The 22,675-nt window shown below is 72.2% G+C and carries 22 protein-coding genes; 5 read left to right on the top strand and 17 right to left on the bottom strand.

Features of this window, described 5'->3' with window-relative positions; genetic code table 11:
- Positions 1 to 189 precede the first annotated feature (189 nt).
- The 9 genes from gatB to ACF1CT_RS01230 form a co-directional block, all read right to left on the bottom strand.
- Entirely contained in the window at positions 190 to 1,698 is a 1,509-nt protein-coding gene (gatB, locus tag ACF1CT_RS01190) for an Asp-tRNA(Asn)/Glu-tRNA(Gln) amidotransferase subunit GatB (RefSeq protein ID WP_391781647.1), read from the bottom strand.
- A gap of 15 nt (positions 1,699 to 1,713) precedes the next feature.
- A complete protein-coding gene (locus ACF1CT_RS01195; RefSeq protein WP_391781648.1) occupies positions 1,714 to 1,953 on the bottom strand; it encodes a hypothetical protein in 240 nt (79 codons plus the stop codon).
- Entirely contained in the window at positions 1,950 to 3,461 is a 1,512-nt protein-coding gene (gatA, locus tag ACF1CT_RS01200) for an Asp-tRNA(Asn)/Glu-tRNA(Gln) amidotransferase subunit GatA (RefSeq protein WP_391781649.1), read from the bottom strand. The genes ACF1CT_RS01195 and gatA overlap by 4 nt, the downstream gene beginning before the upstream one ends.
- A gap of 5 nt (positions 3,462 to 3,466) precedes the next feature.
- Complete coding sequence (gene gatC / locus ACF1CT_RS01205; RefSeq protein WP_015036350.1) at positions 3,467 to 3,763, bottom strand: Asp-tRNA(Asn)/Glu-tRNA(Gln) amidotransferase subunit GatC; 297 nt, start codon at positions 3,761 to 3,763, stop codon at positions 3,467 to 3,469.
- A 170-nt stretch (positions 3,764 to 3,933) separates the two neighbouring features.
- Complete coding sequence (locus ACF1CT_RS01210; RefSeq protein ID WP_391781650.1) at positions 3,934 to 6,096, bottom strand: putative bifunctional diguanylate cyclase/phosphodiesterase; 2,163 nt, start codon at positions 6,094 to 6,096, stop codon at positions 3,934 to 3,936.
- 525 nt (positions 6,097 to 6,621) lie between these two features.
- Entirely contained in the window at positions 6,622 to 8,814 is a 2,193-nt protein-coding gene (gene ligA / locus ACF1CT_RS01215) for an NAD-dependent DNA ligase LigA (protein ID WP_391781651.1), read from the bottom strand.
- Positions 8,815 to 8,844: 30 nt separating this feature from the next.
- Complete coding sequence (locus ACF1CT_RS01220) at positions 8,845 to 9,870, bottom strand: methionine synthase (protein WP_391781652.1); 1,026 nt, start codon at positions 9,868 to 9,870, stop codon at positions 8,845 to 8,847.
- A 124-nt stretch (positions 9,871 to 9,994) separates the two neighbouring features.
- Positions 9,995 to 10,684 (bottom strand): SDR family oxidoreductase, encoded by a 690-nt coding sequence (locus tag ACF1CT_RS01225; protein ID WP_391781653.1) that lies wholly within the window; start codon positions 10,682 to 10,684, stop codon positions 9,995 to 9,997.
- A 50-nt stretch (positions 10,685 to 10,734) separates the two neighbouring features.
- Positions 10,735 to 11,274, bottom strand: a complete 540-nt coding sequence (locus ACF1CT_RS01230; protein WP_391781654.1) for a TIGR00730 family Rossman fold protein — start codon at positions 11,272 to 11,274, stop codon at positions 10,735 to 10,737.
- A 235-nt stretch (positions 11,275 to 11,509) separates the two neighbouring features.
- Between ACF1CT_RS01230 and ACF1CT_RS01235 the strand changes: the two genes are divergently transcribed.
- Positions 11,510 to 11,845, top strand: coding sequence for a DUF427 domain-containing protein (locus ACF1CT_RS01235; RefSeq protein WP_391781655.1), 336 nt, complete (start codon positions 11,510 to 11,512; stop codon positions 11,843 to 11,845).
- Between the two features lie 112 nt (positions 11,846 to 11,957).
- The gene (locus ACF1CT_RS01240) at positions 11,958 to 12,761 is read left to right on the top strand and encodes an alpha/beta fold hydrolase (protein ID WP_391781656.1); all 804 of its coding nucleotides are present in this window, start codon (positions 11,958 to 11,960) and stop codon (positions 12,759 to 12,761) included.
- Between the two features lie 184 nt (positions 12,762 to 12,945).
- Here ACF1CT_RS01240 and mnmA read toward each other — a convergent pair whose 3' ends face one another.
- Positions 12,946 to 14,076 carry a tRNA 2-thiouridine(34) synthase MnmA gene (gene mnmA, locus ACF1CT_RS01245; protein ID WP_391781657.1) on the bottom strand — a complete coding sequence of 377 codons (1,131 nt, stop codon included), beginning with the start codon at positions 14,074 to 14,076 and terminating at the stop codon, positions 12,946 to 12,948.
- Between the two features lie 61 nt (positions 14,077 to 14,137).
- Between mnmA and ACF1CT_RS01250 the strand changes: the two genes are divergently transcribed.
- Complete coding sequence (locus tag ACF1CT_RS01250) at positions 14,138 to 14,830, top strand: N-acetylmuramoyl-L-alanine amidase (RefSeq protein WP_391781658.1); 693 nt, start codon at positions 14,138 to 14,140, stop codon at positions 14,828 to 14,830.
- Positions 14,831 to 14,980: 150 nt separating this feature from the next.
- Here the strand turns inward: ACF1CT_RS01250 and ACF1CT_RS01255 are convergent, their stop codons facing one another.
- The 3 genes from ACF1CT_RS01255 to ACF1CT_RS01265 form a co-directional block, all read right to left on the bottom strand.
- Positions 14,981 to 16,150, bottom strand: coding sequence for a cysteine desulfurase family protein (locus tag ACF1CT_RS01255; RefSeq protein WP_391781659.1), 1,170 nt, complete (start codon positions 16,148 to 16,150; stop codon positions 14,981 to 14,983).
- 174 nt (positions 16,151 to 16,324) lie between these two features.
- Positions 16,325 to 16,807, bottom strand: coding sequence for a DUF4190 domain-containing protein (locus tag ACF1CT_RS01260; protein ID WP_391781660.1), 483 nt, complete (start codon positions 16,805 to 16,807; stop codon positions 16,325 to 16,327).
- A gap of 70 nt (positions 16,808 to 16,877) precedes the next feature.
- On the bottom strand, positions 16,878 to 17,039 hold the full coding sequence (locus ACF1CT_RS01265; protein ID WP_391781661.1) for a hypothetical protein: 162 nt from the start codon (positions 17,037 to 17,039) through the stop codon (positions 16,878 to 16,880).
- 117 nt (positions 17,040 to 17,156) lie between these two features.
- Here ACF1CT_RS01265 and ACF1CT_RS01270 point away from each other — a divergent pair, with 117 nt between their 5' ends.
- The gene (locus ACF1CT_RS01270; protein WP_391781662.1) at positions 17,157 to 17,846 is read left to right on the top strand and encodes a TetR family transcriptional regulator; all 690 of its coding nucleotides are present in this window, start codon (positions 17,157 to 17,159) and stop codon (positions 17,844 to 17,846) included.
- 101 nt (positions 17,847 to 17,947) lie between these two features.
- Here the strand turns inward: ACF1CT_RS01270 and ACF1CT_RS01275 are convergent, their stop codons facing one another.
- Entirely contained in the window at positions 17,948 to 18,793 is an 846-nt protein-coding gene (locus ACF1CT_RS01275) for a class I SAM-dependent methyltransferase (RefSeq protein WP_391781663.1), read from the bottom strand.
- Between the two features lie 106 nt (positions 18,794 to 18,899).
- Here ACF1CT_RS01275 and ACF1CT_RS01280 point away from each other — a divergent pair, with 106 nt between their 5' ends.
- Positions 18,900 to 19,538, top strand: coding sequence for a TetR/AcrR family transcriptional regulator (locus ACF1CT_RS01280; protein ID WP_391781664.1), 639 nt, complete (start codon positions 18,900 to 18,902; stop codon positions 19,536 to 19,538).
- Positions 19,539 to 19,793: 255 nt separating this feature from the next.
- Here the strand turns inward: ACF1CT_RS01280 and ACF1CT_RS01285 are convergent, their stop codons facing one another.
- The 3 genes from ACF1CT_RS01285 to ACF1CT_RS01295 all read right to left on the bottom strand — a co-directional run bounded on the left by ACF1CT_RS01285 (position 19,794) and on the right by ACF1CT_RS01295 (position 22,636).
- On the bottom strand, positions 19,794 to 20,660 hold the full coding sequence (locus ACF1CT_RS01285; protein ID WP_391781665.1) for a thioesterase family protein: 867 nt from the start codon (positions 20,658 to 20,660) through the stop codon (positions 19,794 to 19,796).
- A 95-nt stretch (positions 20,661 to 20,755) separates the two neighbouring features.
- Positions 20,756 to 21,427, bottom strand: coding sequence for a trimeric intracellular cation channel family protein (locus ACF1CT_RS01290; RefSeq protein WP_391781666.1), 672 nt, complete (start codon positions 21,425 to 21,427; stop codon positions 20,756 to 20,758).
- 18 nt (positions 21,428 to 21,445) lie between these two features.
- Positions 21,446 to 22,636, bottom strand: coding sequence for an ABC transporter ATP-binding protein (locus ACF1CT_RS01295; protein WP_391782151.1), 1,191 nt, complete (start codon positions 22,634 to 22,636; stop codon positions 21,446 to 21,448).
- Between the last annotated feature and the right edge of the window lie 39 nt (positions 22,637 to 22,675).

Here is a 22,675-nt window from a genome sequence, read left to right on the forward strand (position 1 = left end):
CACGCGAACGGCGCGAGAACCGCCCTCGCGCACCCGCGCATCCGGGAAAACCCGCGTACCCGTGCGTCCGGGAACACCCGCACCGTGTCCGGCGCCGGACGGTGCGCGCGGAGCCGCCCGGGCGGCGGGCCGAACGTCGCAGACCCCGCACGCACGGGGCGGGCGGGGTCTGCGGGACGGTCGGGCGGGTCAGCCCTGGACGCCGAGCTTCTCCAGGATCAGCTCACGCACCCGGGCCGCGTCCGCCTGGCCGCGGGTGGCCTTCATGACCGCGCCGACGAGCGCGCCCGCCGCCGCGACCTTGCCACCGCGGATCTTGTCCGCGACAGCCGCGTTGGCGGCGATGGCCTCGTCCACGGCCGCGCCCAGCGCGCCCTCGTCGGAGACGACCTTGAGTCCGCGCTTCTCGACGACGGTGTCCGGGTCGCCCTCGCCCGCGAGGACGCCCTCGATGACCTGACGGGCCAGCTTGTCGTTGAGGTCGCCCGAGGTGACGAGCTCGGCCACCCGGGCGACCTGCGCCGGGGTGATCGGCAGCTCGTCGAGGCCGCGGCCGGTCTCGTTGGCGTTGCGGGCCAGCTCACCCATCCACCACTTGCGGGCCTGGTCCGAGGGGGCGCCCGCGTCGGTCGTGGCGACGATCAGGTCGACCGCGCCCGCGTTGAGGATGGACTGCATGTCGTGCTCGGAGACGCCCCACTCCTCCTTGAGCCGGGCCCGGCGCAGCCGCGGCAGCTCGGGGAGGCCCTTGCGGAGCTCCTCGACCCACTCGCGGGCCGGGGCGACCGGCACCAGGTCGGGCTCGGGGAAGTAGCGGTAGTCCTCGGCGTTGTCCTTGATGCGGCCGGCCGTCGTCGAGCCGTCCTCCTCGTGGAAGTGCCGGGTCTCCTGCACGATCGTGCCGCCCGAGGACAGCACCGCGGCGTGGCGCTGGATCTCGAAGCGGGCGGCGCGCTCGACGGAACGCAGCGAGTTCACGTTCTTCGTCTCGGAGCGGGTACCGAAGGTCTCGGTGCCGTGGGGGCGCAGCGACAGGTTGACGTCGCAACGCATCTGGCCCATCTCCATCCGGGCCTCCGAGACGCCGAGTGCCTTGATGAGCTCGCGGAGCTCGGCGACGTACGCCTTGGCGACCTCGGGGGCACGGGCGCCCGCGCCCTCGATCGGCTTGGTGACGATCTCGATGAGCGGGATGCCGGCACGGTTGTAGTCGAGCAGGGAGTGGGAAGCGCCGTGGATGCGGCCGGTGGCACCGCCGACGTGGGTCGACTTGCCGGTGTCCTCCTCCATGTGGGCGCGCTCGATGTGGACCCGGAAGATCTCCCCGTCCTCCAGCTGGACGTCGAGGTAGCCGTCGTAGGCGATCGGCTCGTCGTACTGGGAGGTCTGGAAGTTCTTCGGCATGTCCGGATAGAAGTAGTTCTTCCGGGCGAAGCGGCACCACTCGGCGATCTCGCAGTTCAGCGCGAGGCCGATCTTGATGGCGGACTCGACGCCGATCTCGTTGACGACCGGCAGGGCGCCGGGCAGTCCGAGGCAGACCGGGCAGGTCTGGGAGTTGGCGTCCTGCTTGAGCTCGGTGGAGCAGCCGCAGAACATCTTGGTCTTGGTGCCGAGCTCGACATGGACCTCCAGGCCCATGACGGGGTCGTAGGACGCGAGGGCGTCCTCGTACGACACCAGGTCGGTGACAGTCACGGTGAAACTTCCCTCTCAGCCCAGCAGTACGTCGTCGTCGCCGATGCGCTTGAGCTCGCGCAGCAGCAGGGCGATACCGGTGGCGATGGCGGCGGCGGAGACGACGGCGTCGACCAGTCGGAGCGTGTCGTGGTCGAAGCGGGCCTGCTTGGCCTGCTTGATGACGCCGACTGCCCCGAAGGCGGTGGTGCCGATGGACAGGTACGTACCGGCCTTGGACTTCTTGAAGCCCTTGGCCTTGGTCAGTGCGCTCACAACGACGGTGCCTCCTCCAGCAGCGGGTGCCCCCACTTTTCCACGAAGGCGGCCTCGACGGCGGCTCCGACCTTGTACAGCCGGTCGTCCTTCATGGCGGGGGCGATGATCTGCAGACCGACCGGCAGGCCGTCCTCGGGGGCCAGGCCGCAGGGCAGCGACATGGCGGCGTTGCCGGCGAGGTTGGTCGGGATGGTGCAGAGGTCCGCGAGGTACATCGCCATCGGGTCGTCGGCACGCTCGCCGATCGGGAAGGCGGTGGTGGGCGTCGTCGGCGAGACGATCACGTCGACACCGCCGTTCTCCCCGAAGGCCCTCTCGAAGTCCTGGGTGATCAGGGTGCGGACCTTCTGGGCCGAGCCGTAGTACGCGTCGTAGTAGCCGGAGCTGAGCGCGTACGTGCCGAGGATGACGCGGCGCTTGACCTCGTCGCCGAAGCCCGCCTCGCGGGTGAGCGCGGTGACCTCCTCGGCGGACTTCGTGCCGTCGTCGCCGACCCGCAGGCCGTAGCGCATCGCGTCGAACCGGGCAAGGTTCGAGGAGCACTCGGACGGCGCGATCAGGTAGTACGCGGACAGCGCCAGGTCGAACGACGGGCAGTCCAGCTCGACGATCGTGGCGCCGAGCGACTTCAGGAGCTCGACCGACTCGTTGAAGCGCTGGACGACACCGGCCTGGTAGCCCTCGCCCGAGAACTGCTTGACGACGCCGATGCGCATGCCCTCGACGCTGCCGTTGCGGGCTGCCTCGACGGCCGGCGGGACCGGGGCGTCGATGGACGTCGAGTCCATCGGGTCGTGGCCGCCGATCACCTCGTGCAGCAGGGCCGCGTCCAGGACCGTACGGGCGCAGGGGCCGCCCTGGTCCAGGGAGCTGGAGAACGCCACCATGCCGTAGCGGGAGACGCCGCCGTAGGTGGGCTTGACGCCGACGGTGCCGGTGACGGCGGCGGGCTGGCGGATGGAACCGCCGGTGTCCGTGCCGATGGCCAGCGGGGCCTCGTACGCGGCGAGCGCGGCCGAGGAGCCACCGCCGGAGCCGCCCGGGATGCGGGTGAGGTCCCAGGGGTTGCCGGTCGGGCCGTAGGCGCTGTTCTCGGTGGAGGACCCCATGGCGAACTCGTCCATGTTGGTCTTGCCGAGGATCACGACGTCGGCGGCCTTCAGCCGCTTGGTGAGCGTCGCGTCGTACGGCGGGATCCAGCCTTCGAGGATCTTGGAACCGACGGTGGTCGGCACGCCCTCGGTGGTGAAGATGTCCTTGAGCGCGAGCGGGACGCCGGCCAGCGGGCCCAGCTTCTCGCCGGCCTCCCGCTTCGCGTCGACGGCACGGGCCTGCGCGAGCGCGCCCTCGCGGTCGACGTGCAGGAAGGCGTGGACCTTCTCGTCGACCGCGTCGATCCGGGCCAGGTGCGCCTCGGTGACCTCGACGGCGGTGAGCTCGCCGGAGGCGATCCTCGCGGCGATCTCGGCGGCGGTGAGCTTGATGATGGTGCTGTTGTCCGTCATGGTTTTCAGTCCTCCCCCAGGATCTGCGGCACCTTGAAACGCTGCTGCTCCTGGGCCGGGGCGCCGGAGAGCGCCTGCTCGGGGGTGAGCGACGGACGGACCTCGTCCGCGCGCATGACGTTGGTCAGCGGCAGCGGGTGGGAGGTCGGCGGTACGTCTTGGTCGGCGACCTCGGAGACGCGGGCGACCGCGCCGATGATGTCGTCGAGCTGACCGGCGAAGTGATCGAGCTCTTCGCCCTTCAGCTCAAGACGCGCCAGCCGGGCGAGGTGGGCGACCTCCTCGCGCGTGATGCCAGGCATGCAGCGATCCTCAGGGGTTGGTGTGTGGTTTTGGCCCAATCCTATGGGGTCCCCCGCGACCGCTCCCGCCACCCGGGTGAAGAGCGTGGCCGGACGGGAGATCCTGCCCCCTCGGGGTCGCGCACCCGGCCACGCCGCGGGTGCGCCCCCGGGCCGGCAACGCACCCGCGTCAGGTCGTCGCGGGCCGTGAATCGACCGACCGCCCCGGCGGGCGCTGCTCCAGTTCGGGGTTCTGGGCCACCGCCGCCGCGGCGGCCGCCGCCGCTGCCGCCGCCAGCTCGGCCGGCCTGCGCCACCCGTGCTCGCCCCGGGCCCGGAGCCAGGCCGTCGCCTCCTGCGGCGGCATCGCCGCGGCCACCAGCCAGCCCTGCACGGCGTCGCAGCGCAGATCCCGCAGCCGCTCCCAGGTCTCGTCGTCCTCGACGCCCTCCGCGACCACCAGCAGACCCAGCGAATGCGCCAGGTCGATGGTGCAGCGGACGATCTCCGCGTCCTCGTTGTCGACGGCGAGACGGGCCACGAACGACCGGTCGATCTTCAGCTCGCTGACCGGCAGCCGACGCAGGTGGACCAGCGAGGAGTATCCGGTGCCGAAGTCGTCCAGGGACATCTTCACGCCGTGGCCGGTGAGTCCGGCCAGGGTGTCGGCCGCGCGCTGCGGGTCCTCCAGCAGCACATGCTCCGTTATCTCCAGTTGGAGCGCCCCGGCCGGGACGCCGTGCCGGGCGAGCCGGGCCGCGACGCCGCCCGCGAAGCCGGGGGTGTGGACATCGCGCGGGGAGACGTTGACCGCGACCGGGACGAACAGCCCCTGCGCCCGCCACCGGGCGACCTGGGCCAGGGCCGTCTCCAGCACGTACTCGGTGAGGTGCGGCATCAGCCCGGAGGACTCGGCGATGGCGATGAACTCGTCCGGGGGAACCCGGCCGCGCTCCGGGTGCACCCAGCGCACCAGCGCCTCCAGGCCCGCCACCTGGCCGTCGAAGCGGACCTTCGGCTGGTAGTGGAGCTCCACCTCGCCGGCGTCCAGCGCACGGCGCAGATCGCCGAGGAGCCCGAGCCGGTCGGGGGTGTTGCTGTCCCGCTTCGACTCGTAGACCTCGACGCCCGTGCGGTCGCGCTTGGCCTGGTACATCGCCACGTCCGCCCGCCGCAGCAGCCCTTCGGCGTCCGGGGCGTGGTCCGGGTGGACGGCGACACCGGCGCTGGCCTCCAGCACCAGGGTCAGGCCGTCCAGGTCCAGCGGGGAGGACAGTTCCGCGACGAGGTGGCGGGCCACCCGCTGGGCGCTGGTGGCGGAGTCGGTGGTCGGCAGCAGCACGGCGAACTCGTCGCCCCCGAGCCGCGCAGCCTCCGCTCCGCGCGGCAGCGCGAGCCTGAGCCGCTCCGCTATCTGCAGCAGCAACCGGTCCCCCGCCAGGTGGCCGAGAGTGTCGTTGACCGCGCGGAACCGGTCGAGATCGATCAGGACGAGAGCGGATCTGGCCCCGATGGTCTCGGCGTCCTCCAGGGCCCTCCAGATGCGTTCCAGCAGCCACTGCCGGTTGGGGAGCCCGGTCAGCGGATCGCGCAGCTGTTCCTCGGCCCGGGCGCGAGCGATCCAGAGGGTGGAGTCCAGGGCGATGAGCGGGACCGCGAAGAGCGGCAGGAGCACGGGCATGGTCGTGGCGACGACGCAGATCAGCGGCGCGATGCCGAGCAGCGCCACCACGACGAGGCCCTGCCGGAGCAGCGCGGTGCGGGCGACGGTCGGCAGCCCGTTGCCCTGGGGTGTTCCCGCGTACCACAGCAGGGCCCGGGTGACCAGGAGGTAGGTGGCGGCGGCCAGCAGGACCTCGGGAACGGCGGCGATGCCCCAGTCGAGTGGCTCCCAGGGGGACTCGACGGTCTGGATGTCACCGAACGCGGCGAGCACCAGGGCCGCCGCGCCGATCCCCAGGATGTCGACGGCCCCGTGGAGCAGCCCTTGCCACCAGCGGTGTCTGCGGGCCACTCCGACGAGCACGACGACGACGAGGCTGACCAGCCCGGCGGGCACCCAGCCGTAGAGGAGCAGCACGGCGAGCGTCAGGGCGGCCCCGGACCCGGTGCCGCCCCACCAGCGGTCGCGTCCGAGCGCCACCAGGTGGCCGACGATCACGCCGGTGAGGACGGCCAGGGACCAGCCGACCTTTCCGTCGGGGAAGAGCGCGTGTCCTTCGTTCAGAGTCCGGTAGAAACCGGTCGTGATCAGAAGGAAGGCGATCGCCACGACGACGGCACCCACTTTGGGCGTGAGGCCGACGAAACCTTGCAGCCGCGACACCGGTGCGGCGCTCTCGGTCGGTTTCATTCCGTCCCTCTCACAGCCGGCGGTGCCGATGTCACCCGATGGTCAGGCCCCATGCCCTCGCGCCCCGGATTCACCCGTGGCCGGGCATGGCAGGCGCACATCTCAACAGTAGGCCGCGAAAGGCCACCAGGGGCAGCGCTCGGCAGCTCTTGCCCGAATGCGAACCGACCGTCCGTGAGTATCTGATATGCGCCGTTCGGGTGAACTGCATCTTCCGGTAACGACACTTGCCCGCGTACGCACCTGTACAACCTTTCCGCTCACTTTTATTCAGCGTTCATCCACGAATCGCCCCCTCCCGATCCCCTCGCCGTCCCTTCGCTCATGGGAATCCTCGCCCCTCCATGGAAATCCCGGTCCGCCCGCGGGGGTCGTCGTCGGCCCCCGGATATCCGCTTCCGGCCGGGCGGTCGTCCGGCCGGGCCCGGATCCCCGCAGCCGTCCGCCCGCCGACGCCCTCAGGCCCGACGGCCCGTTCCGACTGTCATCCGCTCCGTTCGACCGGGCAGTTGACGATGACTTGTGCTATTCCGCCGGTTCCTCGACGGGTACGGCCGCCTCGCGCGCGGCGTCCGGTCCCTGCGCGAGCAGGACGGCGAAGCCGTCCTCGTCGAGGACGGGCACCTTCAGTTGCATCGCCTTGTCGTACTTCGAGCCGGGGTTCTCGCCGACGACCACGAAGGAGGTCTTCTTCGAGACGGAGCCCGTGACCTTCGCCCCACGGCTCTGCAACGCCGCTTTCGCGCCATCCCTGGTGTGGCCGGACAGCGTGCCGGTGACGACGACGGTGAGCCCTTCGAGCGGGCGCGGGCCCGTGTCCTCGCCCGCCTCCTCGTCGGCCATCCGGACCCCGGCCTCCCGCCACTTGCGCAGGATCTCCCGGTGCCAGTCCTCGGCGAGCCACTGCTTCACCGACGCGGCGATGACGGCCCCGACCCCGTCGGCCTCGACCAGCTCCTGCTCGGTCGCCTCGTCGATCCGGTCGATGGAGCGGAACTGACGCGCCAGTTCCGCCGCCGCGATCGGACCCACGTGCCGGATGGACAGCCCGGTGAGGATCCGGGCGAGGGGCGCGTCCTTGGCCGCGGCGACGGCGTCGAGCATGGCGAGGGCGTTCTTCCTCGGCTCGCCCTGCTGGTTGGCGAAGACCCGGGCGGTCTTCTCCTCCCCGGTCTTCGGGTCGCGCCGGGGCAGTCCGCTGTCCGGGTCGAGGACATAGGCCCGGATCGGCAGCAACTGCTCGACGGTCAGGTCGAAGAGGTCGCCCTCGTCGCGCAGCGGCGGCTCGGCGGGCTCCAGCGGCTTGGTCAGGGCTGCCGCCGCCACATAGCCGAAGTGGTCGATGTCGAGGCATTTGCGGCCCGCGAGATAGGCGAGACGCTCCCGCAACTGGGCAGGGCAGGAGCGCGCGTTGGGGCAGCGGACATCGACGTCCGCCTCCTTCATGGGTTTCAGTTCCGTGCCGCACTCGGGGCAGTGCGTCGGCATCACGAACTCCCGCTCGGTGCCGTCGCGCAGGTCGACGACCGGTCCGAGGATCTCCGGGATCACGTCGCCCGCCTTGCGCAGCACCACCGTGTCCCCGATCAGGACACCCTTCGCCTTCACGACGTTCTGGTTGTGCAGGGTGGCGAACTCCACCTCGGAACCCGCCACCTCGACCGGCTCGACCTGGGCGTACGGCGTGACCCGGCCGGTGCGGCCGACACCGACCCGGATGTTCACCAGCCTGGTGTTGACCTCCTCCGGCGGGTACTTCCAGGCGATCGCCCAGCGCGGCGTGCGCGAGGTGGAGCCCAGCCGGCCCTGGAGCGGGATCTCGTCGAGCTTGACGACGACGCCGTCGATCTCGTGCTCCACGGAGTGCCGGTTCTCCCCGTAGTGGGCGATGAACTCCCGTACCCCGTCGAGGGAGTCCACCACCCGGTTGTGCCTCGCGGTGGGCAGGCCCCATTCGTGCAGCAGCTCGTAGGCGTGCGAGAGGCGGTCGATGTCGAAGCCCTCACGGGCGCCGATGCCGTGCACCACCATGTGCAGCGGGCGGGTGGCGGTGACCTTCGGGTCCTTCTGGCGCAGCGAACCGGCCGCCGCGTTGCGCGGGTTGGCGAACGGCTTGTCGTCGGCCTCGACGAGCCGGGCGTTGAGCTCCTCGAACGCGTGCATCGGGAAGAAGACCTCGCCGCGGATCTCGACGAGCTCCGGAATCCGGTCGCCCCTCAGCCGGTGCGGGATCTCGGCGATCGTGCGGATGTTGGGGGTGATGTCCTCACCGGCGCGCCCGTCGCCCCGGGTCGCCGCCCGGGTCAGGCGCCCGTGTTCGTAGGTGAGGTTGACCGCGAGGCCGTCGATCTTCAGCTCGCACAGGAAGTGGTAGTCGGTGGTGCCGACGTCCTTGGCGATCCGCTCGCCCCAGGCGGCCAGCTCCAGGTCGTCGAAGGCGTTGTCCAGGGACAGCATGCGTTCCCGGTGCTCGACGGAGGTGAATTCCGTCTGGTACGGACCCGCCACCTTCTGCGTCGGCGAGTCCGGCGTGCGCAGCTGCGGATACGTCTCCTCCAGGCCCTCCAGCTCGCGCATCAGCCGGTCGAACTCGGCGTCGCTCACGACCGGCTGGTCCTTCACGTAATACCGGAAGCGGTGCTCCTCGATCTGCTCGGCGAGGAGCGCGTGCCGCTCCCGGGCCTCCGCGGGCACCGCCGTCTGCTGTTCGCCGGCCATGGTCTCGTCCTCCCGTTACCCGTTGCCCCGTCACTCAGGGTTGTCTGCGAGCGATCTCGCGGCCCGGGCGCAGTGGGCGAGCGCGGCGCGCGCGTAGGCGGGCGAGGCGCCCGCCAGCCCGCACGACGGAGTGATGACCACGGACTCCGTCAGAGTCCCCGGATTCAGCCCCAGCCTGCGCCACAGCGTCCTGACCCCCATGACGCTACCGCCCGGGTCCGACAATCCGCCCGAGGCCGGGTCGGTGCCGGGCACCACCCCGAGGAAGAGCCGGGTACCGCTCTCGACCGCTTCCCCGATCGCCTCCTCCTCACGCTCGGTGAGCAGGGCGAAGTCGAACGAGATGCCGTCGGCACCGGCTCTGCGCAGCAGCGCGAACGGTACGTCGGGGGCGCAGCTGTGCACGACGGTCGCCCCGTCCCCGGCCGAGGCCAGGACGTCGCGCAGGGCGCCCTCCACGACCTGCCGGTCCACGGCCCGGTGGGTGCGGTAGCCGCTCGCCGTCCGGATCTGCCCGCGCAGCACACCGGTCAGCGACGGCTCGTCGAGCTGGAGGATCACGTCGGCACCGGGCATCCGGCGCCCTACCTCAGCGAGATGGGCGCGCAGCCCCTCCGCCAGTGAGGCCGTCAGGTCGCGGCAGGCTCCCGGGTCCCCGAGCGCGGCCTCGCCGCCCCGCCGCTCCAGTGCGGCCGCCAGCGTCCAGGGGCCGACGGCCTGGACCTTGAGCGGGCCCTCGTACCCCTGGGTGAACTCCTCCAGCGCGTCGAGGTCCTCGCCGAGCCAGGACCTGGCCCGGCGGGTGTCCCGGCCGGGCCGGTCGCTGACCCGCCAACCGCTCGGCTCCACATGGCCGTACACGTCGACGAGCAGCCCGATGGTCCGTCCGATCATGTCCGCTCCCGGCCCGCGGGCCGGGAGTTCCGCCAGGAACGGCAGCCCCTCGCCGTCCCCGAAGGATCCGGTGACGGTCTTCGCCGCCTCCCGCGCGTCTCCCCCGGGCATGGAACCGATCCCGGTGGCCGGGCAACCCCTGAACTTGTTCTTCTCGCTCACGGGGGAAGCCTAAGGGCCGTGCGTCCGGATCGGGCCGGACCGTCCGTCGGACGGGGAGGTAGCCGGGGACGGAGACGGGGAGGGGGACGGGAGAGGCGGCGGGCCGGCTCCCGAGGCCCTCGGATCAGTGGCCGGGGCGCACCGTGAGGTCGTTGACCTCGGCGTCGCGCGGCAGGTCGACGGCCATCAGGATCGTGGTGGCCACCGATTCCGGGTCGATCCAGCGGGAGGGGTCGTACTCCTTGCCCTCCTGCTGGTGCACCTTGGCCTGCATGGGGCTGGCGGTGCGCCCCGGGTAGACGGAGGTCACCCGGACCCCGTTCGCGTGCTCCTCGTGGCGCAGCGCGTCGGCGAGCGCCTTCAGGCCGTGCTTGCTCGCGGCGTACGCGCCCCACTCGGCGTGCGCGGCGAGACCGGCGCCCGAGTTCACGAACACGACGTGGCCCTGGGCGACCCGCAGTTGCGGCAGGAGGAGCCGGGTCAGCTCGGCGGGTGCGACGAGGTTGGTGTTGAGCTGGAAGTGCCACGCCTTGGGCGTGAGGTCACCGATCGTGCCGAGTTCGACGACGCCCGCGACGTGCAGCAGCGAGTCGACCCGCTCCGGCATCGCCTGCTGGGCGAACGCCCAGGACAGCCGGTCCGGGTTGCCGAGGTCACCGACGAGCGTACGGGCGCCGGGGTGGAGCGCGGCCAGCTCCTTGGCACGGGCGGCGTCCCGGGCCAGCAGCACGGTCTCGTCGCCGCGCTCCAGAAGACGACGGGTGACGGCTGCGCCGATGCCGGAGCCCGCACCGGTGATCACATGGGTGGACATGGCACCCATGCTCTCATCCCGCCGGGCGCCGGGCGCCGCCCGCCGCCGTGTCACCGCAGGCCGGACCACTCCTCCAGGTAGGCGAGCGCACCCACGCCGTCCTTCGCGAAGAACACCAGGTCGGTGAGCGGGACGGGCAGGAAGCCCTCGTCCTCCATGCGCTGGAACTGCTGGCGCAGCCCGTCGTAGAAACCCGCCGTGTTCAGCAGGACCACCGGCTTGTCGTGCTTGCCGTGCTTCTTCAGTTCGAGGATCTCGGTCGCCTCGTCGAGCGTCCCGGTACCGCCGACCATGATCACGATCGCGTCGGCCTTCTCCAGGAGCAGCGCCTTGCGCTCGGCGAGATCGCGGGCGATCACCATCTCGTCGGCGTTGGTACGGGCCTTCGCGGCAAGGAAGTCGACCGACACCCCGACCAGCCGTCCGCCCGACTCCTGCACCCCGTCGGCGACGACCTTCATCAGCCCGCTCTCCGAACCTCCCCAGACCAGGGTGTGCCCGCCCCTGCCGATCAGTTCGGCGAATTCGCGGGCGGGGCGGGTGTAGCGGTCGTCGAGGTCGGCGGCGGAGAGGAAGACGCAGATGTTCATGCGGCCACGGTAGAGGCAACCACCGACAGTCCCGCCTCCCGGGCCCCGGTTCCGGCCACCGCAGCGGGCACGGGACGGGCCCGGATCCGGCCCTGCCACCGAGGCCGGGAACGGGCCGGAGCCCCGGATCGCGGCCTCGGAAGCCGGAACCGGGCGGAACCCGGATCCGGTCACCGGGGTCGGGAACGGGCCGGAGCCCGGGAAGAAACCGGCACGCTCCCCGGCTGAACCAGACATGACCTCCACACAGGGACACCGCATCACCGTCGAACCGGGAACCGATCACGTACGGGTGGTCCGCGACGGGCGGGTGCTCGCCGAGAGCCGCCGCCCGCTGGTGCTGCGCGAGACCGGCTGCCCGGTCCGTCACTACCTGCCGCCCGAGGACGTCCGTACCGAACTCCTGACCCCCTCGGACACCCGGACCCACTGCCCGTTCAAGGGCGACGCCTCCTACTGGTCGCTGCCGGACGCGCCGGATCTCGTCTGGGCCTATCCGGAGCCGAAGCCCGAAGTCGCCGCGATCAAGGACCACTTCTGCTTCTACGACACCGAGACCGTCGACGACTGACCGTCGCAGGTCACGGTCGTCGTCTCCCGCCCGTGACCTGCGGGATCGAAGCATCGCGAAAAATCTTCGACCGGAGCGATGAGTTTGCCGGAGCGCCGCGGTCTGCCCTCGCATGGACAAGACTCTCTCCCGCGACGGCACCGTGATCGCGTATCGGCGCCGGGGCGAAGGCCCGCCGGTGATCCTGGTGGGCGGGGCGCTGAGCACGGCGGCGACCGAGGCCCCCCTGGCCCGCCTCCTCGCACCGCGCTTCGGCGTGGTCACGTACGACAGGCGCGGGCGCGGGTCCAGCGGCGACAGCGGGCCGTACGCGGTGCGGCGCGAGGTCGAGGACCTCGCCGCGCTGGTCACCGCGGTGGGCGGGGGCGCCTCGGTGTTCGGCGTGGGGTCGGGCGGGGCACTGGCCCTGGAGGCCGCGGCCGCCGGAGTACCGATCGGACTGCTGGCGGTGTACGAACCGCCCTACACCCCGGGGGCCTCGGGCGTGCGGTTCAAGGCCGGCTGCACGACACGGCTGGACCGTTTGCTGTCGGTCGGCGACCGGGCCGGTGCGGTGGAACTGTTCCTGTCCGTGACGGGCGTGCCGGCCGACATGATCGACCGGATGCGCCGCGCGCCGCTGTGGCACGGCCTGGTGTCCTCGGCGCACACCCTGGCCTACGACGACGCGCTGCTCGGCGACGGCTCGGTCCCGGCCTCCCGCCTCGCGGCCGTCACGGCCCGCACCCTGGTGGTCTGCGGCGGTTCCAGTCCCGCCCGCACCAGGCTGTCGACCCGCGCCCTCACCGACGCCGTCCCGCGCGCCCGCCACCGCACCCTGACGGGCCAGACCCACGACCTGGCACCGCACGCGATCGCCCCCGTGCTGGCGGACTTCTTCGCCGCGGACACGTACCCGCTGCGCCGCGCCTGCTGACCCGGCGGCCCTCGCGGAATTCCGGCCGCGGTGCCGGAATACCGGAGTGCCGGTGGACCGCAGCGCGGTGGGCCGGTGGGCGCGACGAGCGCCGAAAGCACGGGCCGCCCCTTCGGGACGTCTGTCCGAGGCCGGCCCCGGCCTCCTCGACTCGAGCCGCCCCGACGATCGTGCCCCCGGTCGCTCAGCCGGACGTCGTCGCCGTCTCCCGCCGGACCGTCGTCGCGATCGTGGCCGAGCCGACGACGCGGGTGCCGTCGTACAGGACGATCGCCTGGCCGGGGGCCACGCCGCGGACCGGTTCGGTGAAGGTGACGTCCAGCGTTCCGTCGACGAGTTCGGCCGTCACCCCGGTCTCGCCGCCGTGGGCGCGGAGCTGGGCGGTGTAGGTGCCGGGGCCCGCCGGGGCGGTGCCGCACCAGCGGGGCTTGATGGCGGTGAGCGCGGTGACGTCGAGGGATTCGGCCGGGCCGACCGTGACCGTGTTGTTCACCGGGGAGATGTCCAGGACGTAGCGCGGCTTGCCGTCGGGGGCGGGGTGGCCGATGCGAAGGCCCTTGCGCTGGCCGATGGTGAAGCCGTACGCGCCCTCGTGGGTGCCGAGCTTGGTGCCCGCCTCGTCGACGATGTCGCCCTCGGCGGTGCCGAGCCGGCTCGCCAGGAAGCCCTGGGTGTCGCCGTCGGCGATGAAGCAGATGTCGTGGCTGTCGGGCTTCTTCGCGACGGCGAGGCCCCGGCGCTCGGCCTCGGCGCGGATCTCGTCCTTGGTGGTGAGGGTGTCGCCGAGCGGGAACATCGCGTGGGCGAGCTGCTTCTCGTCGAGGACACCGAGGACGTAGGACTGGTCCTTGGCCATGTCGGAGGCGCGGTGCAGTTCGCGGCTGCCGTCCTCGTTCAGGACGACGGTCGCGTAGTGGCCGGTGCACACGGCGTCGAAGCCGAGCGCGAGGGCCTTGTCGAGCAGCGCGGCGAACTTGATCTTCTCGTTGCAGCGCAGGCACGGGTTGGGGGTGCGGCCCGCCTCGTACTCGGCGACGAAGTCGTCGACGACGTCCTCGCGGAAGCGTTCCGCCAGGTCCCAGACGTAGAACGGGATGCCGATGACGTCCGCGGCGCGGCGGGCGTCGCGGGAGTCCTCGATCGTGCAACAGCCGCGGGCCCCGGTACGGAAGGACTGCGGGTTCGCGGAGAGGGCGAGGTGCACACCGGTCACGTCGTGGCCCGCCTCGGCGGCGCGGGCCGCGGCGACGGCGGAGTCGACGCCGCCCGACATGGCGGCGAGCACACGGAGGGGGCGCTGGGGAGTCTGAGTCATAGCCCTCCCAGGGTACGGGTCGGCGGGAACCGAACGCTCACGGATATGCGTTGGGGATCACATGGGCAGCAAGGGGTCGGCGGGCGGCGAGTCGTCCGGGGCGGCGGAGTCCGGGCACGGCATCGGCCGGCGCGGGCTGCTGATCGGTGCCGCCGCCGCGGTCGCGGCGGCGGGCACGGCCGTGCTGGCGCGGGACGAGCTGGAACGCGCCTGGTGGCGGCTGCCGGGGGTGGAGAAGCCCCGGAAGCCCGGGGAGGTGGACTACGCGCGCGCCGAGTGGATATCGGCGTCCCCGGCGAACTGGCGCCGGGCCGACCGCCCCGACGACTACGTCATCGACCGGGTCGTCATCCATGTCACCCAGGGCAGCTACCGGAGCGCGGTGAAGGTCTTCCAGGACCCGGAGCACGGTGCGGCGGCGCACTACGTGGTGCGGCGGGACGGTCATGTGACGCAGATGATCCGTGAGCTGGACGTGGCGTTCCACGCGGGGAACAGGTCGTACAACGAGCGCAGTGTCGGCATCGAGCACGAGGGCTTCGTGGACCGGCCGCAGGACTTCACGGCGGAGATGTACGCGGCCTCGGCCCGGCTGACCGCGGCGATCTGCGGACGGTACGGAATACCCGTCGACCGCGAGCACGTCGTCGGGCACGTGGAGGTGCCGGGCGCGGATCACACGGATCCCGGAAAGCACTGGGACTGGGAGCGATACCTGAAGCTGGTCCGGGCGGCGGGCGCCTCCGCCGGCTGAGAGCCCGCCGGGTGACCTCCGACCGGGAGCCCGCCGCCCGGCCGCCCGGCGCGTTCGGCGGCCGGAGGACGACCGCGGCCCCGGGCCGGGCGAACGGGAACACGGTCCGTCACGGTCCGGGCGGGCGCGGCCCGGACCGCCGAGGGCCGCTCAGCTGAGTCCGGCCGTGCGAGCCCGCTCGACCGCCGGACCGATCGCCCGGGCCACCTCGTCGACGTCCTGCTCGGTGGATGTGTGGCCGAGCGAGAAGCGCAGGGTGCCGCGGGCCAGGTCCGGGTCGGTTCCGGTGGCCAGCAGGACGTGGCTGGGCTGGGCGATTCCCGCGGTGCACGCGGAGCCGGTGGAGCATTCGATGCCCTGGGCGTCCAGCAGCAGGAGCAGGGAGTCTCCCTCGCACCCCGGGAAGGTGAAGTGGGCGTTGGCGGGGAGCCTGCCGCCCGGCGCCGGGTCACCGCCGAGGACCGCGTCGGGCACGGCCGCCCGTACCGCCGCGACGAGGTCGTCGCGGAGCCCGCCGACCCTGCGGGCGAACTCCTCGCGGCCGTCGGCGGCCAGGCGCCCCGCGACGGCGAAGGCCGCGATGGCGGGGGTGTCGAGGGTGCCCGAGCGGACGTGCCGTTCCTGGCCGCCGCCGTGGAGCACGGGCACGGGGGTGTACTCGCGGCCGAGCAGCAGCGCGCCGACGCCGAACGGCCCGCCGATCTTGTGCGCGCTGACCGTCATCGCGGCCAGCCCGGACCGGGCGAAGTCGACGTCCGACTGCCCGAACGCCTGCACCGCGTCGGCGTGCATCGGAACGTCGAACTCGCCTGCCACGTCGGCGAGTTCACGTATCGGCATGATGGTGCCGATCTCGTTGTTGGCCCACATCACGGTGATCAGCGCGACATTGTCGGGGTCGCGGAGGACCGCCTCGCGCAGGGCGTCGGCGGCGACGCGGCCGTGCCGGTCGACGGGCAGGTACTCGACGTCCGCGCCCTCGTGCTCGGCGAGCCAGTCGACGGCGTCGAGGACCGCGTGGTGCTCGACCGGGCTGGCCAGCACCCGGGTACGACGGGGATCGGCGTCGCGGCGGGCCCAGTACAGGCCCTTCACCGCGAGGTTGTCGGCCTCGGTTCCCCCGGAGGTGAAGACCACCTCGCTGGGGCGCGCGCCGAGGGCGTCGGCGAGGGTCTCTCTCGACTCCTCGACGGTGCGCCGGGCCCGGCGTCCCGCGCCGTGCAGCGAGGACGCGTTGCCGGCGACGGCGAACTGGGCGGTCATCTCGGCGATCGCTTCGGGAAGCATCGGCGTGGTCGCGGCGTGGTCGAGGTATGCCATGGTGGGGCCGATTCTACGAGCCCGCCCGACGGCCCGCGGCGGGGCGTACGCCGGGCGCACCGCTGCCCCATACCCGCGCACCGGCCGGAACGGCCGCCCGCCCGTCACGGTCCGGAACCCGGCGGGACCATCGGAACGGGGCGGGTGCCGGGGCTCCGTCGCGAACCGGCCCGGTCAGCCGGCGAAGTTCCAGGAGATGGTGCCGGAGCCGGCGAACAGAAGGGCGAGCACGACGAGGTCGGCGATGCCGAGTACGAGCCCGAGGACGGCCCGGCCGGGGCGGGAGGTGGAGCGGGCGAGCGCGATGACCGCCATGACGATCGCGGCCGGGCCGAGCAGGATGTTCATCACCAGCAGGCCGACGAGCCCGAGCACGAAGGAGGCGACGGCCAGTCCGTCGGCGTCCCGTCGGCGGCTTCCGCGGGCGTCGAGGCCCTCACCGGCGCCGGGCCGGGATCCGGCACCGGGCCGGGATCCGGCACCGGGCCGGGATCCGGCATCCGCGCCGGGTTCCGTGCGGGTGGCGGGTTCCCCGCGGGTGACGGCGCCGTCGGCGGGTTCCTCGCGGGTGACGACGCCGTCGGTGGTGTCGGTGGTGTCGGTGGTGTCGGCGCCGGACTCCGTGAGGGGGCGGCGCAGGAGCGCGGTGAGGGTCATGGCGTGATCCTTCGTGCGTGTCCGGTGGTCGGAGCGGTTCGGCCGCCGTGCGGGCGGGCCGGACCGGAGGTCATCGGGGCCCTCGCTGCCCGCCCGTCCGTTCGCGCACGGCGAAGATCAGCAGCCAGCAGCCGATCACTGCGGCGAGCGCGAGGCTCAGCGGAAGCGGAATCTGGACCACGGCTCCGAGCACGACCCCGAGCAGGAGCAGGGCGGCGACCAGGATGATCATGTTCAGCCTTTCTACCGGCTCCCGACGAGCCTTTGAGATTACGACTGTTCACTGACTGGTCAGTCTAGACTCGTGACATCGTTCCCCGCCCCGGAGAACAGTTGTTTACTGAATGGCATGAGTCACACCGCCGGCGTCCGCCGGACCCAGAAGCTGAGAACCCGCCAGGCGCTGCTGGACGCCGCGCTCGGGCTTCTGGAGCATCAGAGCCTCAGCAGCCTGGGGCTGCGTGAGGTGACCCGGGCGGCGGGCGTCACCCCCACCGCCTTCTACCGGCATTTCGACGACACGGCAGCCCTGGGCGTGGCGCTCGTCGAGGAGGCGCTGGACAGCCTGCACGGAATGATCGGCGCGGTCCTCGACGGCACCGGCGACAGCCGCGAACGGCTCGATCGGGGCATCGAACTGACGGCGTGCCACGTGCGCGAACAGCCTGCCCACTTCCGCTTCATCGCCCGCGAGCAGCACGGCGGCGTGGGGCCGGTCCGCAAGGCCATCGCGGCCCAACTGCGGCGATTCGGCAGCGAGGTGGCGGTCGCCCTGGCCGCGGAGCCGCAGTCGCGGGGCTGGAGCGAGGAGGACCTGCTGATGCTGGGCGGCCTCTACGTCGACCACGTGGTGATCACCACCTCGGCGCTCCTGGAGGCGGGGCCGGAGGGTGAACGGCAGGTGATCGCGATGGCCCGCCGACGGCTGAGACTGATCACGCTCGGCAGGCTCCACTGGCTGGACGGCGTCGACGGGGACGGCCCGGACGAGCGCGACCGCGCGCCCCGCCCGGACGACGGACGTCCCGGGGGCCCCTGACCCACGGGCCCGGCGCGGGAACCACGGACGGCGCGGCCGGGCACCCCTGCCCGCCCGCGCCGTCCGGGACGCCTCCGTCCGGCCCTCCGTGAACGCGTCGGTCACCTGGGGCGTACGGCCGTGACCAGCCAGGCGGTGCTGCGCAGCCGAAGCGCGCCGTCCCGCTCGTGAGCACGCAGGACCTCTCGGAGCTTCCGACGAGCGCGGTCCCGGACCTCCGGCCCGACCTCGCCGGTCAGGTGTCGCCCGGGCCCGGAGTCCAGCAGAAAGGCGGCCGCGTCGTCGGCGTCCCGCCCCCACGTGCCGTAGGCCTCCACGCGCGTGGCGTCGACACGCTCGAAGCCCGCGGCGGACAGCAGGTCACCGGTCCGGTCCGGATCCGCCATGGAGAACATGCCCGCGCTTCCGGGCTCGCCGAAGCCTCCGACCGGCAGGAGGTCGCTCAGCGCCCCGATGGCCCGGAGCCATTCGTTGCCCCCGGGCTCCGCGGTGCAGACGAACGCCATGCGACCGCCGGGACGCAGGGCTCGTCGTATGTTGGCGAAGGCGGCGACGGGGTCCCCGAAGAACATCACTCCGAAGCAGCTGACCACGGCGTCGAACCCGGCCTGCTCGAAGGCGTGCACCTGGGCGTCCCCCTGCTCGAAGGCCACGTTGCCGAGGCCCTCCTTCCGCGCGGCCTCACGTGCGCGCGCCAGCATCGGTGCCGACAGGTCGAACCCGAGCACCCGGCCGCTCCCCACCCGGCGTGCGGCCAGTCCGGACGTCCGCCCGGCTCCGCATCCGACGTCCAGGACGCGGTCCCCCTCCCCGATCGCGGCAGCGGCGAGCAGCGGCTCGTCGAACCCCGCGTTCACGGCGTCCCAGCGGTCCTGGTTCCGGGCCCAGTGGGCGCCTTCGTATCCGTTCCACGCCTGCGCCTGGTCGATGTTGACAGTGTGTTGCACGGAGGTCTCCTGCCGGTACGACGCCCCACCGAGACTAGTATGGGCGAGTGCCCATACAGTATGGGCACTCGCCCATACTCGCAATCCGGCAGCCGAGGGAGTTCTTTTGTCACCGCGTGGAGTAGCGATCCCCGACCCTCGCGCGCGTCTTTTCGACGCCGCGGAACGGGTTCTCGCCCGAGAGGGCCCGGCGGCCCTGACCAGCAGGGCGATCACCGGGGAGGCGGGGTGTGCCAAGGGGCTGTTGCACGCCCACTTCGACGGGCTGGACGCGTTCGTCGCCGAACTGGTCCTGGACAGGTTCGCGCGCGCGGCGCAACGGGCGGAGGCACTCCCCGGGCGGGCGGGGCTCGACACCGTGAACGACAACCTCGTCCTGGCCGCGCACGCGCTGTTGAGCTCCCTGGACCCCACGGTCGCGGGCCTCGCCCTGACCCGCCCCGACGCGTCCCTGCGGATCCGCCGGGCGCTGGAGGGCGGTGCACCGGGCTTCGCCTCGATCCAGGACGCGATCACGGCCTACCTGGCCGCCGAACAGCGGCTGGGGCGGCTGGCCGGGACCACCGACACCGAGGCGGTCGCGCTCGCCCTCGTGGGAACCGTCCACCATCTGCTGATGACCACCTGGACCGGCGCACCGGACCCCCGCGAGCAGGCGGAACGGCTGGTCGCCCTGCTCGTCGGCTCCGCCGCCGTCGACACGGGGACCGAGGGCGGAGCGGGCGCCGACCGGGTCCCGCGCTGAGCGATTCGCGGGCGGGGGCGGCCCGGTGGAATTCGGCGCGACGAAAACGCGACGAAAACGCGACGAAAAGACGACGAAAAGACGAAAAACATTCCGCCGGAAAACGGCCCGGCAGAAAAGCGGCCATAAGCGGAAGCAGCCCGAAGCGGAAGCGATCCGAAGCGGAAACGGTCCGGCGGAGGGCTGCAGACCCTCCGCCGGACCGCTACGAGGCCCGTGCGCCGATCCCGGTGCGCGCGGCCGCTCCCGGGCCCGTCAGGAACGCGGCGCCCGCGCCAGTTGACGGGACTGGGCCACCAGCCGGTCGGCGCTGTCCCAGACCTCCGCGTCCTCCTCCAGGAAGCCGCCCGCGAAGTTGCGGGTGGTCAGGGAGACCCGCAGCGGGCCCGGGGCGGGTCGGCAGCGGACGTGCGCGGTGAGTTCCACGGTCGGCGTCCACCCCCGGAAGCCCAGCTCGAACGAGGTCGGCGGCAGGGCGTCGACGGTGAGCAGCAGCGAAAGCGGATCGGGGTCACGGCCGTCCGCGAGGCCGAACCAGCCGCGCATCTCCCCCTTGCCGGACGGGGCGCCCACGGCCCAGCCCACCGTCGCCGGGTCGAGCCTGATGTCGAGCCGCTCGGTGATCGCGGAACCGCCCGCGATGGGGGCCGGGCCGTCGCCCGGACCGACGCACTGCGCCGTCGGCGGGATGGCCGGCGGCTTCGCCGAGGTACGGACGTCGCCGGTCAGCGCGTCCAGGTCTCCGTAGGTGGCGAGAACGCGGATGCGCTCGATCTCGGTGCCGTCGTCCGCGAACTGGAAGAGGGACGCCTGTCCGGTCGAGAGGGTGCGTCCGGTGCGGACCGTGCCGGTACGAATCACCGCGGGTCCCGGCACGGACGTCGTGAGGTAGTGCGCGGAGATCGAGAAGGGGTCCCGATGGGGCAGCGCCTGACCGAGCGCGCGGCCGAGCAGGGCCAGCAGATAGCCGCCGTTGACCGCGCGCATGATCGTCCATCCCGCGGAGAGTTCGGCGTCGTAGACGCCTTCTTCGCGGAGGGTGACGGCGGTGTCGCGGTCGAACTCGCTGTCCCCGATGATTGCCTGCGTGGTGAGCGCTGCCTGCTCAGCTGCCTGTGCCATGCGGTGCACGGTACACCGACAGTATTACTGAGCGGTAGCTTTTTGGTGGCCGGAGAGAGAGCCGGCCCGGGGTCCCGGCGGGCACCACGCCTCTCTCAGGTGGCCGCGGACCCCTCCTCGGCCGTGGACGAGCGCCGGTTGTAGGCGCGCGGGGCCCGCCAGTGGAAGTGCATCGCGAGCAGCCGGAGTGCGAAGGCCACGATCACCGCGGCCCCGCTGGTGAGGGCGTTGAGCACGTCGAAGCGGATGCACAGCACGATCATCGCGGCGCCGACCATCGCGGGCACCGCGTACAGGTCGCGGTCCCAGCGCAGCAGCGACGGCACCTCGTTGGCCAGGACGTCGCGCAGCACGCCGCCGCCGACCGCGGTCGCCAGTCCGAGCGCCGCCGACGCGGTGAGCCCGAGGCCGTAGCCGTACGCCTTGACCGTGCCCGTGACGCAGAACAGCCCGAGGCCGGCCGCGTCGAAGACGTTGACCCCCACCTGGATCCGCTCGACGTGCGGGTGCAGGAAGAACACCAGGGCGGCGGCGAGCAGCGGGGTGGTGAAGTAGCCGAGGTCCGTGAACGCCGCGGGCGGTACCGCCCCGATGACGATGTCACGGAACAGCCCTCCGCCCAGCGCGGTCACCTCGGCGAGTACCGCGATGCCGAAGACATCGAAGTTCTTGCGTACGGCGAGCAGTGCGCCGGAGATCGCGAAGACGAAGATCCCGGCGATGTCGAGCGCGTGCTGGACGGAGGGCGTGAACAGTTCGTTGAGCACCGGGCAATTGTGCCGGTACTACTCCTTGGGGCCGACCTCCGGCGTATCGGACGACGTCGGAGCGGCGGACGAGGGGCCCTCGGACGACGGGACGTCCGGCGCCTCGCCCCCGTCCGTCGTCGTCGCGTCGTCCTCGTCGGCCGTCGTCGCGTCGTCGGCCTCCGCCTTCCGCACCGAGACGATCTCGACCGCCTCGCGCGCCGCCGCCGTCACCGCCTCCCCGGGCACCTGGTCCGGTGCGTTCTCCGGGTGGTGGCAGGCCACCTGGTGTCCGGTCCGCAGCGAGACCAGCGGGGGTTCCTGCGTCTTGCAGGTCTCCGTCGCCTTCCAGCACCGGGTGTGGAAGCGGCAGCCGCTGGGCGGCGAGATCGGCGACGGCACGTCGCCCTTGAGCAGGATGCGCTCGCTCTTGGCCGACCGGCGCTTCGGGTCCGGGATCGGGACCGCCGAGAGCAGCGCCTTGGTGTACGGGTGCATCGGCGCCTTGTAGAGCGACTCGCGGTCGGCCAGCTCCACGATCTTGCCGAGGTACATCACCGCGATCCGGTCCGAGACGTGCCGGACGACCGACAGGTCGTGGGCGATGATCACGTACGTCAGGCCCAGCTCGGCCTGGAGGTCGTCGAGCAGGTTCACCACCTGCGCCTGGATGGAGACGTCCAGCGCCGAAACCGGCTCGTCCGCCACGACGAGCTTGGGCTTGAGCGCGAGCGCGCGGGCGATCCCGATGCGCTGGCGCTGGCCGCCGGAGAACTCGTGCGGGTAGCGGTTGTAGTGCTCGGGGTTGAGGCCCACCACCTCCAGCAGCCGCTGCACCTCCCGCTTGACGCCGCCGTCGGGCGTGACGCCCTGCAGCTTGAAGGGGGCACCCACGATCGTGCCGATCGTGTGCCGCGGATTCAGCGAGGAGTACGGGTCCTGGAAGATCATCTGCATGTCCCGGCGCATCGGACGCATCGCGCCGACACCGAGGTGCGTGATGTCCTGCCCCTCGAACTCGATCTCCCCCGCGGTGGGTTCGAGCAGCCGGGTGATCAGCCGGCCCATCGTCGACTTTCCGCACCCGGACTCCCCGACGACGCCGAGGGTCTCGCCCGAGTGCACCTCGAAGTCGATCCCGTCGACCGCCTTCACGGCGCCGACGGTGCGCTGCATCATCCCCTTCTTGATGGGGAAGTGCTTCTGCAGCCCGGTCACCCTGAGCAGCACCTCGGGGGAGGCGGTGCCCCTGCCCTCCGACGCCGCGTC

It is taken from the genome of Streptomyces sp. NPDC014734, assembly GCF_043083325.1.
Classification (GTDB): Bacteria; Actinomycetota; Actinomycetes; order Streptomycetales; family Streptomycetaceae; genus Streptomyces.

Bases quoted from the DNA above. Each gene is read 5' to 3' on its own strand.
- gatA (WP_391781649.1), bottom strand. From the start codon at position 3,461: ATGACGGACAACAGCACCATCATCAAGCTCACCGCCGCCGAGATCGCC.
- gatC (WP_015036350.1), bottom strand. From the start codon at position 3,763: ATGCCTGGCATCACGCGCGAGGAGGTCGCCCACCTCGCCCGGCTGGCG.
- ACF1CT_RS01210 (WP_391781650.1), bottom strand. From the start codon at position 6,096: ATGAAACCGACCGAGAGCGCCGCACCGGTGTCGCGGCTGCAAGGTTTC.
- ligA (WP_391781651.1), bottom strand. From the start codon at position 8,814: ATGGCCGGCGAACAGCAGACGGCGGTGCCCGCGGAGGCCCGGGAGCGG.
- ACF1CT_RS01225 (WP_391781653.1), bottom strand. From the start codon at position 10,684: ATGTCCACCCATGTGATCACCGGTGCGGGCTCCGGCATCGGCGCAGCC.
- ACF1CT_RS01230 (WP_391781654.1), bottom strand. From the start codon at position 11,274: ATGAACATCTGCGTCTTCCTCTCCGCCGCCGACCTCGACGACCGCTAC.
- ACF1CT_RS01235 (WP_391781655.1), top strand. From the start codon at position 11,510: ATGACCTCCACACAGGGACACCGCATCACCGTCGAACCGGGAACCGAT.
- ACF1CT_RS01240 (WP_391781656.1), top strand. From the start codon at position 11,958: ATGGACAAGACTCTCTCCCGCGACGGCACCGTGATCGCGTATCGGCGC.
- mnmA (WP_391781657.1), bottom strand. From the start codon at position 14,076: ATGACTCAGACTCCCCAGCGCCCCCTCCGTGTGCTCGCCGCCATGTCG.
- ACF1CT_RS01250 (WP_391781658.1), top strand. From the start codon at position 14,138: ATGGGCAGCAAGGGGTCGGCGGGCGGCGAGTCGTCCGGGGCGGCGGAG.
- ACF1CT_RS01255 (WP_391781659.1), bottom strand. From the start codon at position 16,150: ATGGCATACCTCGACCACGCCGCGACCACGCCGATGCTTCCCGAAGCG.
- ACF1CT_RS01260 (WP_391781660.1), bottom strand. From the start codon at position 16,807: ATGACCCTCACCGCGCTCCTGCGCCGCCCCCTCACGGAGTCCGGCGCC.
- ACF1CT_RS01265 (WP_391781661.1), bottom strand. From the start codon at position 17,039: ATGATCATCCTGGTCGCCGCCCTGCTCCTGCTCGGGGTCGTGCTCGGA.
- ACF1CT_RS01270 (WP_391781662.1), top strand. From the start codon at position 17,157: ATGAGTCACACCGCCGGCGTCCGCCGGACCCAGAAGCTGAGAACCCGC.
- ACF1CT_RS01285 (WP_391781665.1), bottom strand. From the start codon at position 20,660: ATGGCACAGGCAGCTGAGCAGGCAGCGCTCACCACGCAGGCAATCATC.